Genomic DNA, 17396 nt, shown 5'->3' on the forward strand with positions numbered 1-17396 from the left:
CGGTTATGAGCACAAAGATCATCAGTCTGGTTTCCATCGGTGCCCACCCGACGTCGGGCCGGCCTCGCCGCGCCGAGCAGGATGCCCGCGCCGTGGAGCTGGGCCTGCAACTGGCTGGGGATAAACTGCAAGTGCTGCATGCCGGGGACGTTGCGGAACTGGCACTGCGCGCCTATCTGGGCATGGGCCTGGAACAACTACATGTGCTGGAACAACCCGCTGGCGCTGATGCTTTGCCGGCGCTGACCGCGTACCTGCGCGAAGCGGGCGCCCAAGTTGTACTGACCGGCAGTCAGGCGGAAACCGGTGAAGGTTCGGGCATGTTGCCGTTTCTGCTCGCCGAGGGGCTGGGCTGGCCGCTGGTGGTGGGGCTGGCGCAGGTCGAGTCGATTACCGACGGTTCGGCGCTGGTGCTGCAAGCCTTGCCTCGCGGGCAGCGGCGGCGGTTGAAGGTGAAGCTGCCGTTTCTGGCGACTGTGGATAACGCCGCGCCCAAACCTCGACAGAGTGCCTACGGCCCGGCGCGACGCGGGGTGTTGAATGCCGAAGACGTGGAGGTGCTCGACGATGAACTACTGGCCGTCTCCACACTGCAACCGGCCAAGCCACGGCCGAAACGTTTGAAGGTGATCAAGGCCAAGAGCGGCGCGGACCGCATGAAGGCGGCGACAGCCAAGGCCAGTGGCGGCGGTGGGCAAGTGCTCAAGGGTGTCACCGCGCAGGCCGGGGCGGAAGCGATCCTCAAACTACTGATCGAAGAAGGCGTCGTTCGCTGAAAAGCCCCTCACCCTAGCCCTCTCCCGGAGGGAGAGGGGACCGACCGAGTGGTATTGGCTAATTACATCGACCTGCGATTGCGCAGTGACCTTGGTCTGGCCAAGCCTGAGATCACAATGTTCGTTCAGGTCGGTGGAGTTTGAACAGGCGATGCGGTCGGCTCCCTCTCCCTTTGGGAGAGGGCTGGGGTGAGGGGTAGTGTTTACCCACAATCCCTGTTGGCGGATCTGTGGATAACGTGTTCGCCCATCCCTGTACCCCACGCCAATCAAGCCCTCTAGGCCCCAGCTCAAAAAACAACCAGCCTAAGTCACGGTTTTACCGGGCTTTTTCTCCTGAATAACTTCAAGAGTTGCCCCCAATCTCTGTTGGCGCTTCTGTGGACAAGTTGTTCGCCGTCCGCTGCAAGCCATATAAAACGTGGCCTGTATAGGATTGATCAATAATTGATCGATTAAGCTTTTAAAGCTGATAATCCCCGTGTAGACCGCGATTTCACACAGCCCTCAGCGCTTTTCCACAGCCGCCGCGAAGTTACCCCCGAAGTCTGTTGGCGCTTCTGTGGATAATGTGTTCGCCATCCTTTACAAGCCATGAAAACCGTGGCTTACAAAGACTTGATCAAAAAATAGCCAATGTGTCAGGCAAACCATCATTCTGGATAAGTCACGATTTTTCTTCACAAATCAGCCAGTTATTTTTCCATCCATCCACAGTTACCCCCATTTGCTGTGCATGGCTATGTGGATAACTTGTTCGCCAAACCCTGCAGGCCCTGCCAGGCTTAGTCCAAACAGCAATTGATCAGATTTCATACAGTTCTAAAGCGTTGCCTTGACTTCGATTCCTGCGCTGTCTTCACTGCAATGGCACAAGGACAGCCGTCACTTATCCACATCTGGTTCTGGGAGAACGCATGATGGATAGCCGCCCACACCGCCATCCCCCCTCGCCACGCAAGCGCACGTTACGTCGTGCGGCCAATCAACGCGCTCGTCTGTAGCAACTTCCTGTTTTAACCGCTGTGCTGTCGCCGGGCTCGACCCGGAGGCCAGGTGCCCGTTCGCCCATTGATTGCAGGCAACCGCAGAGTTGCCCCATCTGCCTGAGAGAGGAACACCCTCATGACACGCATCGCAACGCCCATCAGCGAGATCAAGGAACACTACGACGTGATCGTCATCGGCTCCGGTTATGGCGGCGGCATTGCTGCGTCGCGCCTGTCCCGGGCCGGCAAGCAGGTGTGCCTGCTCGAACGCGGGCGGGAAATCCAGCCCGGCGAATACCCCAACACCATGATCGCCGCCACTGAAGAGTTGCAGGTACACGACCCGGACGGGCATATCGGCTCACGCACCGGGCTGTTTGATCTGCACGTCAACGCCCAGCAGAACGTGGTAGTCGGCTGTGGCCTCGGCGGCACGTCGCTGATCAATGCCAACGTGGCCCTGGAGCCCGAGCCCGGGGTGTTCGATGACCCGCGCTGGCCGCAGGCGGTGCGCGAGCATCGCGATACGCTGCTCAAGGACGGTTACGCCCGCGCCCGGGAAATGCTCAAGCCCAATCCGTACCCGAACACCGCGCCGAACCTGCCCAAGCTCGACGCCAACAAAAAATCGGCGGACTACCTCAAGCAAGGCGCGCACTTCTACAAGCCGCCGATCAACGTGACCTTCGACAAACTGCCGAACAACCTCAACCACGTCGGCGTCGAGCAACTGCCGTGCAACCAGTGCGGCGACTGCGTCTCGGGCTGTAACAACAAGGCCAAGAACACCACGCTGATGAACTATCTGCCGGATGCCTGGAACCATGGCGCGGAGATTTTCTGCCAGGCTGAGGTGCGGCATCTGGAGCGCGACGGCGATGGCTGGATCGTGCACTTCCAGTACCTCGACAGCGGGCGCGAGAAATTCGACGCGCCGACGCTGTTCGTGAAGGCCGATATCGTCGTGGTCTCCGCCGGCACCCTCGGCTCTACCGAAATTCTGCTGCGTTCGCGGGACAAGGGTCTGGTGATGTCCGGCCAGCTCGGCGAGAACATGAGCGGCAACGGTGACATTCTCGGCTTCGGCCACAACTGCGAACAGACCATCAACGGCATCGGCTTCGGCGCGCATTCGGCCAAGGAACTGCACCCGGTCGGCCCGTGCATCACCTCGATTATCGACATGCGCACCGAAGGTGACTGGCGCAGCCGCATGGTCATCGAGGAAGGCTCGATCCCCGGCGCCCTCGGCCGGCCGATGGTACCGGCGATGGCCGGGTTCGCCGAACTGATCGGCAAGGCCACCGACGACAGTGTCAGCGGCAAGCTTGGTTACAAGGAACGCGAAGCCGAAAGTTTCCTGCGCGGCCCGTACTACGGCGCGCTGCACAACATGCAGACCTACCTGATCATGAGTCACGACAGCGGCCAGGGCCGGATGCTTCTCGACAACAAGGATCAGTTGCGCATCGACTGGCCGGGCGTCGGCGAGCAGGAAAACTTCAAGCTCGGCAACGAACGCCTGTACCAGAGCACCAAGGCGTTGGGCGGGGTCTGGGTCGAGAATCCGATCTGGACCCAATTGCTCAAGCACAGCATCGTCTCGGTGCATCCGCTGGGCGGTTGTGTGATGGGTGAGGACGCCGGGCAAGGGGTGGTCAATCACAAGGGTCAGGTGTTCAGCGGTGCGACCGGCACTGATGTCTACGCCAGCCTCTACGTGACTGACGGCGCGGTGATTCCGACCTCGCTGGCGGTCAATCCGCTGCTGACCATCTCCGCCGTGAGCGAGCGCAACATGGGCCTGCTGGCTGCCGACCGTGGCTGGCGCATCGACTACACGCTGCCCTCGGCACCGCGCAAACAGGTGGCGCCACCGACCCTCGGCGTGCAGTTCACCGAGACCATGAAGGGCTATTTCTCCCGGGCCTTCACCGCTGCGCAAAGCACCGATCTGAAAGTCTACGAAGCTGCGGCCAAACGCGGCGAGGCGGACAACTCGCCGATCGACTTCACCCTGACCATCACCGCCAACGACCTCAATCGGATGATCAAGGAACCGGAACACGCCGCGACCATTGTCGGTACGGTCAATGCACCGGCGCTGTCGCCGCAACCGCTGACCGCCAGCAATGGCGTGTTCAACCTGTTCGAACAATTCGAGCAGCAGGTCGACACGCGGCACATGAAGTACGACATGAAACTGACCGCCGAGGACGGCAACGACTACTTCTTCAGCGCCTTCAAAACCGTGCCGGAAGACAACGGCGTGCTGAACATCTGGCACGACACCAGCACTTTGTACGTGACGCTGTATCGCGGGCCAGACAAGTCGGGCGAGGTGATCGGCTCCGGGGTGATGCACATTCATCCGACCGATTTCGCCAAGCAGATGACCACCATGAAAGTGCTCAACGCGCGCAACGAGCGCGAGCGCATCGAAGGCCTGGCGCGCTTCGGCAAGTTCTTTGCCGGGATTCTCTGGGAGAGTTATGGCGGGGTGTTCGCCGGTGACAAATACTTCAATCCCGACGCGCCGCCACGGCTGAAACGGCCGCTGGATGCGCCGACCCCGGCGGTGCATTTCTTCCCCACCGAGGACGGCGTCGAGCTGCGCCTGACCCGTTATCAGGCCGGCAGCAAAGGCCCGGTGATGCTGGTGCATGGCTTGGGCGTCGGTTCGAATATCTTTTCCACCGACACCATCCAGACCAACCTGCTGGAGTACCTGTGCAAGCACGACTACGACGTGTGGCTGCTGGATTTCCGGGTGAGCATCCTGCTGCCGGCGAGCAAGAAGGAGTGGAACGGCGACCAGATCGCCCAGTACGACTTCAAGGCGGCCATTGCGCAGATTAAGCAGCAGACCGGCGCCAAGGACGTGCAGTGCGTGGTGCATTGCTACGGCGCGACCACTTTCTTCATGTCGTTGCTGGCGGGGCTGCAGGGTGTGCGTTCGGTGGTCTGCTCGCAGATTGCCGCTGACACGGTGGTCGCCACGGCTACCGGATTGAAGGCCGGTCTGCACCTGCCGGGGATGCTCGATGCGATCGGTATCAAATCGATGACCGCTTACGCCGACAGCAAGGAGAACTGGTTCAACCGCCTCTACGACAAGGCCCTCAACGGTTACGCGCGGATCGAGGCGCAAGGCTATTGCACCAACCCGGTGTGCCACCGCATCACCTTCATGTACGCCTCGCTATATCGCCACGACACCCTCAACGAAACCCTGCACGACAACCTGCACGAGTTGTTCGGCGAATCGAACATCGAGACCTTCGAGCACCTGGCGCTGATCGTGCGCAAAGGGCATCTGGTGGATTTCAAAGGCAACGATGTGTACATGCCGCATTTTGAGCGGCTGACGATGCCGATCTGCTTTATCAGCGGCGCGGAGAACCAGTGCTACCTGCCGGAAAGCACGCTGAAGACCTACCAGCGAGTCTGCGAAGTCCACGGGCCGGAGCGCTACAGCCGGCATGTGGTGCCGGGCTACGGCCACATCGACTGCATGTTCGGCAAGAACGCGGTGGTGGATGTGTACCCGCTCATCCTTGAACACCTGGAGAAAACTGCCTTGGGGGGATGAGGTTCCTGTGGCGAGGGAGCTTGCTCCCGCTGGGCTGCGAAGCGGCCCCAAAACCAGCGCATGCGGTCTGTCTGATGGATCGGGATGGCCGGTTTTACGACTGCTGCGCCGCCGAGCGGGAGCAAGCTCCCTCGCCACAAAAGCTCATCACATAGAGGGACTCTCCTAAGGTCTGCGCAAGGAAATGGATGACATGGATACTTACATCCGCTGGTTTCAACGCTTCATCTGGATCGGCATTGCGATGAACATGGTGTTCGCGATCCCGGCGCTGTTTGCGCCAGGGTTGCTGACATCGGTGGTCGGGCTGCCGCCGCAACTCTCCGACCCGTGGCTGGAAAACGCCGGGATGCTGCTGGTGGGCATCAGCGTGTTTTACATGCCTTCGGGCTTCAACGCGCCGCGTTATGTGGTGCACTCCTGGCTGTGCGTGCTGACGCGGCTGATCGCCGTGGTGTTCTGGATTTACCTGATCAATACGAGCATTCAGGGTTCGGTGTTCGTGCCGATGCTGATGGGCGATCTGAGCTTCTTCCTGATTCTCGGCATTCTGCTGTACCTCGGCACCACGCCCGCGGACCGGCCCTGGGCGCTGCTGTGTGATGGCTGGCGCGAGTGGCGCGCGGCCTGGGCGCGGCAATGGCAGAGCCACGCCTTCAAGGTCGGCACGCTGGTGGTTGTCGCGGTGCTCGGTTTCATCGGTTATGAAACCTGGTACCAGATGTTGCGGGTGGTGCCGGAGCAGGAATACGCCTCCGACGAAGACCACTACAAATACGCCGCCATCGGCCTGGGCATCGAAGCGCGGATCCCGTATTACCTGTTCGCCGTACTGCCGCAGATGTGCCCGGAAAAACTGCCTAAACCCGGCGGCTGGGAGGTCTTCGGCTTTCTCTACGAGAACGGCAAGGACCTGCCGATCGGCATGGCCAAACGGCAGATCGGTTACCCGACCGTGGAGCCGAACTGCGCGCTGTGCCACACCGGCTCCTACCGCGCCAATGCCAGCGACGTTGCGGTCAATGTGCCGAGTGCGCCGGCCAACACCCTGCAACTGCAGGCCTTCCAGTGGTTCGCCTACGATTGCGCCAGCGATCCGAAATTCACCACCGACGCGGTGATGGCGGCGATCAATGGCAAATTCCAGCTGGGCTTTTTCGAGAAGCTCTATAACCGCTACCTGATCATCCCGATGGCGAAAAGCGCTTTGCTCAAGCAGAAGCAGGCCTATGCCTGGCAGAAGCTGCGTCCGCAACAAGGCCCGGGCCGCACCGACACCTTCAACCCGACGAAAATGGTGGTGTTCGGCTTCCCGGATGACTCGACCATCGGCACCGTCGACCTGCCGCAAGTGTGGAACCAGAAGCCGCGGGAATCGATGTACCTGCATTGGGACGGCAATAACAACAAGATCCACGAACGCAACTACGCCGCGGCAATGGCCGTGGGCGCAACGCCGGAATCGGTGCTGCCGCCGAGCTTCAACCGGGTGACCAACTGGCTGCTCGGACACAAGGCGCCGACGTGGCCGTGGGCACTGGATCAGGCCAAGGTCGCCCAGGGCAAACCGATCTGGCAAGCCAATTGCGCCGCGTGCCACGACTTCGGCCGTGCCGACACCGGGCAAGTGACCACCAACATCGATCAACTTGGCACCGATCCACATCGGCTCGATTCGTTCACCACCGGTCTGGTGACGGCGTTCCATACCTTCAAGAAACCGCCGTTCGACTTCGGCGCGTATCGCAAGACCCAGAGCTACAGCAACACGCCGACTGACGGCATCTGGCTGCGCGCGCCGTACCTGCACAACGGTTCGGTGCCGACCCTGTGGGATCTGCTGCAACCGCCGGAAAAACGTCCGGTGGTGTTCATCACCGGCTCCGACGTCTACGACCCGGTCAACGTCGGTTTCGTCACCACGGGCGCTCAGGCCAAAGCCTCGGCGGATTTCAAATACGACACCCGACTGGAGGGCAACCACAACAGCGGTCACCTCTATGGCACCACGCTGTCGGACGACGACAAACGTGCGTTGATCGAATTCATGAAAACCCTGTGAGCCCTTACGGATAGAGGATTACGCCATGTCACTGGTCAGTCATTGGGAACACGAGTACGACAAGGTCAAACTGCGCATTCACGGCTTGTTCACGCGCATGGAAATGGCCTGGATGAAGCTCATCAGCGAGCTGGAGCCGCAGGAGTTTCAGGCGATCATCAAGCTGCTGCAGCGCGGTCACGATCAGGCGCAGTACGTGCTGAAAAACGGTGAGTTGCCGGGCGATGAGCCGGCGGTGCCGTGGGAGTTGTCCCATGGCCTGTCGATCCTGCGCATCGGCAATGCCACGCCGTTGCCGCAATCACCCGATCAACTGGCGACCCGGGTGCTGCAGGACGGCAGTCTGCTGGGGTGTCGCAAGTGGGAGTTGCTCGACCTGCTTTGGAGCGAGGCATTGCTCAAGTGGATTGAAAACCTGCGCCATCACGCGACCTTCGGCACTGATCCGGCGGTGGTGCAGATGGAGCGTGACGTGACCCTGGCGATTGCCGGCGACTGGGGCACCGGCCCCTTCGACAGTCATGCGCCGGCGGTTTCAGTCGCCAACCAGATGCAGCTGGCGCAGGCGGATTTCACCATCCATCTGGGCGACGTCTACTACGCCGGCAGCCACTCGCAGGAAGACGTCGACATGGCCGGTTGGCCGATGGGCAGCCACGGCTCGTTCACCCTCAACTCCAACCACGAGATGTACAGCGGCGCCCACGGCTATTTCAAGGAACTGGCCAAGCGCTTTCCGGGGCAGCAGGGCACCAGTTATTTCGCCTTGATCAACGACGACTGGCTGGTGGTCGGGCTGGATTCGGCGTACGCCTCGGACGCGATGAACCTGTACATGGACGGCACGCTCAACGAACCGCAGATCACCTGGATGAAAGCCCTGCCGAAACGCAAAAAGATCATGGTGCTCAGCCATCACCAGGGCTTCGATATTTCCGGGCATCACCAGACTGCGCTGTATCAACCGGTGTGCGATGCCCTGGGGCGTGAGCCGGATTACTGGTACTGGGGGCATCTGCACAACGGCATCGTTTACGCGCAGCAGGGCGGTTTGCATGCGCGATGTGCCGGGCATGGGGCGATTCCCTATGGCAATGCCAGCGAGCTGAACGGGCATTCGCGGGTGTTGTGGTCGGAGAAGCAGGATGCCAACGACCCGGCGTATCCGCTGCGGGTGTTGAACGGGTATGCGAAGGTGCGGTTGGTGGGGGAGGATATTTTTGAGGAGTTTATTGGGGAGGATGGCAGTGTGAGGTGGTCATCCAAGTGATGAGGTGAATGTTCTGACGCCATCGCTGGCAAGCCAGCTCCAACAGGTATGAAGTGTTCACAACATTTGTGTACACCAGAGATCCCTGTGGGAGCTGGCTTGCCAGCGATGCTTTTAGCCCTGAACCGGGACGCCCTTGAGGTAAGGCGCAGGCTCGGCCCCAAGGTTGTTCAGCATCCGCTCGCTGTACCAGTCCACGAAATTGACCACACCAAACTCATAGGTCTTCGAGTACGGCCCCGGCTGATAGGCGGTGGAGTTGATCCCGCGCTGGTTCTCTTCGGCCAGACGCCGGTCCTGGTCGTTGGTCGCGTCCCACACCTGGCGCATGCGTTCGACGTCGTAATCCACGCCTTCGACCGCGTCCTTGTGCACCAGCCATTTGGTGGTGACCATGGTTTCCTGGGCGCTGATCGGCCACACGGTGAAGACGATGATGTGATCGCCCATGCAGTGGTTCCACGAATGCGGCAGGTGCAGGATGCGCATCGAGCCCAGGTCCGGGTTCTTGATCCGGCCCATCAGTTTGGCGCAGCCCTGTTTGCCGTCCAGGGTCATCGACACGGTGCCCTTGAGCAGCGGCATGCGCACGATGCGGTTGCGCAGGCCGAAACTGGCGTGGGCGTAAGGGATCTTTTCGGCTTCCCACGCAGCGGCGGAGGCGGCGACGTGATCCTTGAACGCCTGATCGGCGCGCGGGTCAGTGACGTCGTCCCACTCCAGCAGGGTTTTCAGCAGTTCCGGGTGCGACGCGTTGCAGTGGTAGCACTCGCGGTTGTTTTCCAGCACCAGTTTCCAGTTGGCCTTTTCCATCAAGGTGGTGGTGATCGCCACCTTGGTGTTCTCCATGTCGTACGGTTCCATGTAGTGGTTGAGCGTCGACAGGAAGTCATCGATGGCCGGCGGGTTTTCCGCCAGGCTGATGAAGATGTAGCCGCCGGCAGTCTTCACGTTCACCGGTTTGAGGCCGTACTGCTTCATGTCGAAGTCGGCACCCATCTCGGTGCCGGCGAACAGCAGGCGACCGTCCAGTTCGTAGGTCCACTGGTGGTAGTGGCAGACCAGTTTGGCGACCTTGCCCTTTTCGCTGGTGCACAGGCGCGAGCCACGGTGGCGACAGACGTTATGGAAGGCATGCACCACACCGTCGGCGCCACGAATGACGATGATCGGGTTCTTGCCGACCTGCAGGGTCAGGTAGTTGCCCTTGGCCGGGATCTCGCAGGTCATGCCGGCGATCAACCACTCTTTCTGGAAGATCTCCTGCATGTCGATATCGAACAGGCGCTCGTCGCTGTAGAACGGCTGCGGCAGCGAAAAGGTGCGCTCGCGTTCCTGCAGCATTTGTGCGGTGGCCTTGCGTGCGGGTTCCAGCGGATCGCCCAGGCTGATTTTTGCGGTGACGTCCATCGATGTATTCCTCAAGGCCATCTGCGTGGCCGCGAAAGTGGCTGATCAGGGTTGCTACGCAAGGTGTAAAGAATTCGTCTTGGTGTGAGGCGAGTGTGGGGCCGGCGCTGGGCGGAACCTTATCCATGGGCGACATGGCGCAATCTGTTCCCGACGCGCAACCCCCGGTGGTTGGGGGCTGGTCGCGATAAGTATGCCGATGTCGCGGATAGGTAAACGGGCGGTTCACGCTATACGCAGAATCGCCACATGAAGGCCGACAGTCGGCCGTGGAGAACAGCATGTCCAACAGCTTCCTGAATCCGGTCACCACCCAGACCTGGGCCAATGGCCGACACATCGTCCGTTGCGTCAAAGTCATCCAGGAAACCTGGGACGTGCGCACCTTCTGTTTCATGGCCGACCAGCCGATCCTGTTCTTCTTCAAGCCCGGGCAGTTCGTGACCCTGGAGCTGGAAATCGACGGCCAGCCGATCATGCGTTCGTACACCATTTCCAGTTCGCCGTCGGTGCCTTACAGCTTCTCGGTGACCATCAAGCGGGTGCCGGGGGGGAAGGTTTCCAACTGGCTGCACGACACCCTGCATGAAGGCCAGGAGCTGGCGGTGCACGGCCCGGTCGGGCTGTTCAACGCCATCGACTTCCCGAGCCCGAAAGTGCTGTATCTGAGCGGCGGCGTGGGGATCACCCCGTGCATGTCGATGGCGCGCTGGTTCTACGACACCAACGCCAATGTCGACATGACCTTTATTCACAGCGCCCGCTCGCCAAAAGACATCATTTATCACCGCGAGCTGGAACACATGGCGTCGCGGATCGACAACTTCAGCCTGCACCTGATCTGCGAGAAGCACGGGCTCGGCGAGCCGTGGGCCGGTTATCGCGGCTACCTTAATCACAAGATGCTCGAACTGATGGTGCCGGACTTCCTCGAGCGCGAAGTGTTCTGCTGCGGCCCGACGCCGTACATGAACGCGGTCAAGCGCCTGCTGGAAGTGGCCGGTTACGACATGTCGCGTTATCACGAGGAATCCTTCGGCGCCACGCCACCGGAAGCCCGTGCCGATGCGGTGGAGCAGGCCGAGCAGGCTGCCGAGGCACCGGAAATCGATGCGGCGGATCTGCATCAGGTCGAGTTCACCGCCTCCGGCAAGAGCATCCGCGTTGCACCGGGCGAAACCGTGCACGCGGCGGCGGCCAAGCTTGGTTTGATGATCCCGAAAGCTTGCGGTATGGGGATCTGCGGGACGTGCAAGGTGCTCAAGCTGGGCGGCGAGGTGGAGATGGAGCACAACGGCGGGATTACCGAGGACGACGAGGCGGAAGGGTTCATCCTGTCGTGCTGCAGCGTGCCTAAAGGCGACGTCAGAATCGAATTCTGACGAAATCCCCTGTAGGAGCTGCCGAAGGCTGCGATCTTTTGATCTTGTTTTTAAGATCAACATCAAAAGATCGCAGCCTTCGGCAGCTCCTACAGGGGCGGTGTTTCAATTCACGAACAAGTCAGGCATCAGCGCGGCGTCGCTGTCCGGTTCGAAACGGTAATGATCGAACTCAGTCACGCCGTGCTCACGCAAAATTTCTTCGTCGATCAGCAGCCGTCCAGTGATCTGCCGTTGGCGGCTATCCAGAATCACATGCGCCGCATCCGCCATGATTGCCGGCGTGCGCGCATGCTTGAACGACTCGCGACTGCCCAGCTGAAACTCGATCGCCGCCGTGGCAATCATCGTCTGCGGCCACAGCGAATTGACGCTGATCCCGTAACTGGCGAACTCCTCGCTCATGCCCACCGTCAGCATGCTCATGCCGTACTTGGTCACGGTGTAGGGGCTGTATTGGGCGAACCACTTGCTCGCCAGATTCAGCGGCGGCGACAGGTTGAGGATGTGTCCGGCGGATTTCTTCAGATAGGGCAGGGCGGCCTGGCTGCACAGCAAAACGGCGCGGGTGTTGATCTGGTGCATCAGGTCGAAACGCTTGAGTTCGATGTGCTGCACGCCAGTGAGTTTGATCGCCCCGGCGTTGTTCACCAGCGCATCAATGCCGCCGAAATGCTCGTTGGCCTGGGCCAGCGCATGGCGCACGGCGTCTTCATCACGCACGTCCAGTTGCAGCGCTAAGGCCTTGCCGCCAGCGGCCTCGACTTCCTTGGCGACGCTGTGAATGGTGCCGGGCAGTTTCGGATGGGTTTCGGCGCTCTTGGCCGCAATCACGATATTGGCCCCGTCCTTCGCGGCCCGCAGCGCAATCTCACGCCCGATGCCACGGCTGGCGCCAGTGATGAACAGGGTTTTGCCTTGTAGCGACATGCCGATGCTCCTGCTTATTGTTATGTGAGCGGAGGCTCGACAGACAATGTAGACCAAGCAGCTGGCGCGATAGGGGCGGCGAAGTGAACTTGTGGCGAGGGAGCTTGCTCCCGCTCGGCTGCGCAGCAGTCGTAAACCCAGGCAATGCGGTTTGTCTGACGAACCGCCTACTCAGGTTTTGGGGCTGCTACGCAGCCCAGCGGGAGCAAGCTCCCTCGCCACAGGGGATCAACTCGTTACAGGAGTTCATTTGCCAAGGAATCAGGCGGACATGACTTCGCGGATGTCGCGGGCCAGTTCGCGCACGCGTTCTTCTTCGGTGTCCCACGAGCACATGAAGCGGGCGCCGCCCTTGCCGATGAAGGTGTAGAAGCGCCAGTTCTTCGCGGTCAGCGCGGCGATGGCCGGCTCCGAGAGTTGCAGGAACACGCCGTTGGCCTGCACCGGGAACATCAGCTCGACGCCGGGAATGTCGCTGACCAGTTCGGCCAGCAATTGCGCGCAATGGTTGGCGTGGCGAGCGTATTTGAGCCACGCATCGTTTTCGAGGATGCCGACCCACGGCGCCGACAGAAAGCGCATTTTCGACGCCAGTTGCCCGGCCTGTTTGCAGCGGTAATCGAAGTCTTCAGCCAGTTTGTGGTTGAAGAACAGGATCGCCTCACCCACCGCCATGCCGTTCTTGGTGCCGCCGAAGCACAGCACGTCGACGCCGGCCTTCCAGGTCAGATCGGCCGGCGAGCAACCGAGGAACGCGCAGGCGTTGGAGAAGCGCGCGCCGTCCATGTGCAGGTGCAGGCCCAGTTCCTTGCAGGTGGCGCTGATGGCGCGGACTTCTTCCGGGGTGTAGACGCTGCCGACTTCGGTGGCCTGGGTCAGGGTCACCACGCGCGGTTTGGGGTAGTGGATGTCCTGGCGCTTGAGCGCGACTTCGCGGATCGACTGCGGGGTGATCTTGCCGTTTTCAGTGCCGGCGATCAGCAGTTTCGAGCCGTTGGAGAAAAATTCCGGCGCGCCGCATTCGTCGGTTTCGACGTGGGCGGTTTCCGAGCAGATCACGCTGTGGTAACTCTGACACAGCGACGACAGCGCCAGCGAGTTGGCGGCGGTGCCGTTGAAGGCGAAGAATACTTCGCAGTCGGTTTCGAACAGTTGGCGGAAATGGTCGGACGCGCGTGCGGTCCATTCATCGTCGCCGTAGGCGCGCTGGTGGCCGTGGTTGGCCTGTTCCATGGCGGCCCAGGCTTCGGGGCAGATACCGGAGTAGTTGTCGCTGGCGAATTGTTGGCTCTTGTCGGTCATGGCCGGCTTCCGTGGTCGAGACTCTTGTGAAGGCTCGTGGTCAATGAGGGTGCGCACTTTACCGAAGATCTTCCGGGGAGCACACGGGATGTCGCAGTCAGAAAATTACCAGTTTGTTGCCCGATTATGCACGTGACTAAACGCGACGGCGCGCTGGATTTGCTCAAGTGGCTGGCGCTGCTGAGCATGCTGCTCGATCACCTGCGATATGTCGGGATCAGCGCCGATTGGCTGTATGTGCCGGGACGTCTGGCGTTCCCGTGGTTCTGCCTGGCGATGGCGGCGAATCTTGCCCGCGCCGGTGCGCAGAAGACCGAGTGGCGTTATTTGGGCTGGTTGCTGCTGTTCAGTCTGGTCAGCGAGTTTCCTTACCGCTTGTACATTCCAGATCCCGACACTTTGAACGTGATGCCCACCCTGGCGCTGGGATTGCTGGTAGCGCGGGGCTGGCAGGATCGCACGTTGTTGTCGCGGCTTTTGGGCGCAGGTGCGTTGCTGCTGGCGGCGCTGTTTTCGCAATGGCTGATGTTCGGCGTGTTTGGCGTGTTGCTGCCGCTGGCGCTGCTGTGGGTGATTCGTCGCCCCGGGTATTTTGGCCTGCTGCCGGGACTGGTGTGTCTGGCGGGTAATCAGTGGCAAGTGTTGTATGAGGCGGCGCAGTTCGGCAACCACGTGGCGGTGTTTGGTATCGCGGCGTGTCTGGTTGCGCCATCGCTTGGGTTGTTCTTGTTGCGACGTGCGCGACATCTCCAGCCACCGCCAATGCGGCGCTGGGCTTACGCACTCTATCCCCTGCATTTCCTCATTCTCCTGGCACTACGCACAGTATTTGCCTGACACCTGTGGCGAGGGAGCTTGCTCCCGCTGGGCTGCGCAGCAGCCCCAAATCCTCAACATAAGGTCTATCAGGCGCACCGCATGCTGAGGTTTTGCGACGGCTGCGCCGCCGAGCGGGAGCAAGCTCCCTCGCCACAGAAGGCATTGTGTGCCTGAGCTTTCCCGGCCATGTCGTAAACGCACCTTTGTGTGGCGTCCGTAGGCATCTGGGCTGTCTGCGCCGGCCATACCATCGCATCAAAGGGCACCGCCGCAAGCCGCGTGCCTGACCAAGACGAAATGGCGCACCGACGCCGCCGGGAGAGACGCGATGTTCAGCAAGCAAGACCAGATCCAGGGTTATGACGATGCACTGCTGGCGGCGATGAATGCCGAGGAGCAACGTCAGGAAGATCACATCGAGCTGATCGCGTCGGAAAACTACACCAGCAAGCGCGTGATGGAGGCGCAAGGCAGCGGCCTGACCAACAAATACGCCGAAGGTTATCCGGGCAAGCGTTACTACGGCGGCTGCGAGCATGTGGATAAAGTCGAAGCGCTGGCCATCGAGCGCGCCAAGCAGCTGTTCGGCGCCGATTACGCCAACGTTCAGCCGCACTCCGGCTCCTCGGCCAACAGCGCGGTGTACCTGGCGCTGATCCAGCCGGGCGACACCATTCTCGGCATGAGCCTGGCCCACGGCGGTCACCTGACCCACGGCGCCAAAGTGTCGTCCTCGGGCAAGCTGTACAACGCGGTGCAGTACGGGATCAACACCGACACCGGGCTGATCGATTACGACGAAGTCGAGCGTCTGGCCGTCGAGTGCAAGCCGAAGATGATCGTTGCCGGGTTCTCCGCCTACTCCAAGACCCTGGACTTCCCGCGTTTTCGCCAGATCGCCGACAAGGTCGGTGCGCTGCTGTTCGTCGACATGGCCCACGTCGCCGGTCTGGTGGCTGCCGGTCTGTACCCGAACCCGCTGCCGTACGCCGACGTGGTCACCACCACCACCCACAAAACCCTGCGCGGTCCGCGTGGCGGGCTGATCCTCGCCAAGTCCAACGAAGAGATCGAGAAGAAGCTCAACGCCGCGGTATTCCCCGGCGCTCAGGGCGGCCCGTTGATGCACGTCATCGCCGGTAAAGCGGTGTGCTTCAAGGAAGCGCTGGAGCCAGGATTCAAGGCCTATCAGCAGCAAGTGATCGACAACGCCAAGGCCATGGCCAGCGTGTTTATCAAACGTGGCTACGATGTAGTGTCCGGCGGCACCGACAACCACCTGTTCCTGGTCAGCCTGATCCGTCAGGGCCTGACCGGCAAAGATGCTGACGCTGCCCTTGGCCGTGCGCACATCACTGTCAACAAGAACGCCGTGCCGAACGACCCGCAGTCGCCGTTCGTGACTTCGGGCCTGCGCATCGGCACCCCGGCCGTCACCACCCGTGGCTTCAAGGTCGCCCAGTGCGAAGTGCTGGCCGGCTGGATCTGCGACATCCTCGACAACCTCGGTGACGCCGACGTTGAAGCGAATGTGGCCAAGAACGTCGCGGCACTGTGCGCCGACTACCCGGTTTATCGCTGAGCGGTTTGGAGTAAATGACTATGCAACGCTATTCGGGCTTCGGCCTCTTCAAACACTCCCTCAGCCACCACGAGAACTGGCAGCGCATGTGGCGCACGCCGACGCCGAAGAAGGTCTACGACGTGGTCATCGTCGGTGGTGGCGGGCACGGTCTGGCGACCGCCTACTATCTGGCGAAAGAGCACGGCATCACCAACGTCGCCGTGGTCGAGAAAGGCTGGCTGGGCGGCGGCAACACCGCGCGCAACACCACCATCGTGCGTTCCAACTACCTGTGGGACGAGTCGGCGCACCTGTACGAACACGCGATGAAACTGTGGGAAGGCCTGTCGCAGGACCTGAACTACAACGTGATGTTCTCCCAGCGCGGCGTCTACAACCTGTGCCACACCTTGCAGGACATCCGTGATTCCGAGCGTCGGGTCAGCGCCAACCGCCTCAACGGCGTCGATGGCGAACTGCTCAATGCCAAGCAAGTGGCCGACGAGATTCCGTACCTCGACTGCTCGAAAAACACCCGCTACCCGGTGATGGGCGCAACCGTGCAGCGTCGCGGCGGCGTCGCCCGTCACGATGCCGTGGCCTGGGGCTTTGCCCGTGCCGCCGACGCCTTGGGCGTGGACTTGATCCAGCAGACCGAAGTGATCGGTTTCCGCAAGGAAAACGGCGTGTGCATCGGCGTTGAAACCAACAAGGGTTTCATCGGCGCCAAGCGTGTCGGTGTGGTCACCGCCGGTAACTCCGGGCACATGGCCAAGCTCGCCGGTTTCCGTCTGCCGATCGAATCCCACCCGCTGCAAGCGCTGGTGTCCGAGCCGATCAAACCGATTATCGACAGCGTGATCATGTCCAACGCCGTGCACGGTTACATCAGCCAGTCCGACAAGGGCGACCTGGTGATCGGCGCCGGTATCGACGGCTACAACGGCTACGGCCAGCGCGGTTCGTACCCGGTGATCGAGCACACCATCCAGGCCATCGTCGAGATGTTCCCGGTGCTGTCGCGGGTGCGCATGAACCGCCAGTGGGGCGGCATCGTCGACACCACCCCGGACGCCTGCCCGATCATTTCGAAAACCCCGGTGCCGAACATGTTCTTCAACTGCGGTTGGGGCACCGGCGGCTTCAAGGCCACACCTGGCTCGGGCAACGTGTTTGCCGCGAGCCTCGCCAAGGGTGAAATGCACCCGCTGGCTGCACCGTTTTCCATCGACCGTTTCCATAACGGCGCACTCATCGACGAACACGGCGCTGCTGCCGTCGCCCACTAACAGGAGAAATC

11 protein-coding genes are annotated in these 17396 nt (G+C 61.2%); 8 read left to right on the forward strand and 3 right to left on the reverse strand.

Going from position 1 to position 17396, the window contains the following annotated elements; genetic code table 11:
• Positions 1 to 5: 5 nt before the first annotated feature.
• The 4 genes from etfB (at position 6) to ACU680_RS16535 (ending at position 8689) form a co-directional block, all read left to right on the forward strand.
• Positions 6 to 776 (forward strand): electron transfer flavoprotein subunit beta, encoded by a 771-nt coding sequence (gene etfB, locus ACU680_RS16520; protein ID WP_448179992.1) that lies wholly within the window; start codon positions 6 to 8, stop codon positions 774 to 776.
• A gap of 1125 nt (positions 777 to 1901) precedes the next feature.
• Positions 1902 to 5357 (forward strand): alpha/beta fold hydrolase, encoded by a 3456-nt coding sequence (locus ACU680_RS16525; RefSeq protein ID WP_448179993.1) that lies wholly within the window; start codon positions 1902 to 1904, stop codon positions 5355 to 5357.
• 193 nt (positions 5358 to 5550) lie between these two features.
• Positions 5551 to 7419, forward strand: a complete 1869-nt coding sequence (locus tag ACU680_RS16530) for a c-type cytochrome (protein WP_448179994.1) — start codon at positions 5551 to 5553, stop codon at positions 7417 to 7419.
• A 25-nt stretch (positions 7420 to 7444) separates the two neighbouring features.
• Positions 7445 to 8689 (forward strand): metallophosphoesterase family protein, encoded by a 1245-nt coding sequence (locus ACU680_RS16535; RefSeq protein ID WP_448179995.1) that lies wholly within the window; start codon positions 7445 to 7447, stop codon positions 8687 to 8689.
• Between the two features lie 114 nt (positions 8690 to 8803).
• Here the strand turns inward: ACU680_RS16535 and gbca are convergent, their stop codons facing one another.
• On the reverse strand, positions 8804 to 10099 hold the full coding sequence (gene gbca / locus ACU680_RS16540; RefSeq protein WP_027610658.1) for a glycine betaine monooxygenase oxygenase subunit: 1296 nt from the start codon (positions 10097 to 10099) through the stop codon (positions 8804 to 8806).
• Positions 10100 to 10380: 281 nt separating this feature from the next.
• On the opposite strand from gbca, the gene gbcB reads away from it, so the two are divergent.
• Positions 10381 to 11481, forward strand: coding sequence for a glycine betaine monooxygenase reductase subunit (gene gbcB, locus ACU680_RS16545; protein ID WP_448179996.1), 1101 nt, complete (start codon positions 10381 to 10383; stop codon positions 11479 to 11481).
• Between the two features lie 105 nt (positions 11482 to 11586).
• On the opposite strand, the gene ACU680_RS16550 is transcribed toward gbcB, so the two are convergent.
• Both ACU680_RS16550 and ACU680_RS16555 read right to left on the reverse strand, forming a co-directional pair.
• On the reverse strand, positions 11587 to 12411 hold the full coding sequence (locus ACU680_RS16550; protein WP_448179997.1) for an SDR family oxidoreductase: 825 nt from the start codon (positions 12409 to 12411) through the stop codon (positions 11587 to 11589).
• A 261-nt stretch (positions 12412 to 12672) separates the two neighbouring features.
• Positions 12673 to 13713 carry a threonine aldolase family protein gene (locus tag ACU680_RS16555; RefSeq protein ID WP_038363178.1) on the reverse strand — a complete coding sequence of 347 codons (1041 nt, stop codon included), beginning with the start codon at positions 13711 to 13713 and terminating at the stop codon, positions 12673 to 12675.
• A 126-nt stretch (positions 13714 to 13839) separates the two neighbouring features.
• Here ACU680_RS16555 and ACU680_RS16560 point away from each other — a divergent pair, with 126 nt between their 5' ends.
• From ACU680_RS16560 to ACU680_RS16570, 3 genes are all read left to right on the forward strand, one after another.
• Positions 13840 to 14550: a TraX family protein gene (locus ACU680_RS16560; RefSeq protein ID WP_448179998.1), complete on the forward strand. Its 711-nt coding sequence runs from the start codon at positions 13840 to 13842 to the stop codon at positions 14548 to 14550.
• Positions 14551 to 14860: 310 nt separating this feature from the next.
• Positions 14861 to 16114 carry a serine hydroxymethyltransferase gene (glyA, locus tag ACU680_RS16565; RefSeq protein WP_003228965.1) on the forward strand — a complete coding sequence of 418 codons (1254 nt, stop codon included), beginning with the start codon at positions 14861 to 14863 and terminating at the stop codon, positions 16112 to 16114.
• Positions 16115 to 16134: 20 nt separating this feature from the next.
• Positions 16135 to 17385, forward strand: coding sequence for a sarcosine oxidase subunit beta (locus ACU680_RS16570; RefSeq protein WP_003206307.1), 1251 nt, complete (start codon positions 16135 to 16137; stop codon positions 17383 to 17385).
• The last annotated feature ends 11 nt before the right edge of the window (positions 17386 to 17396 follow it).

It is taken from the genome of Pseudomonas sp. LF020, assembly GCF_053456425.1.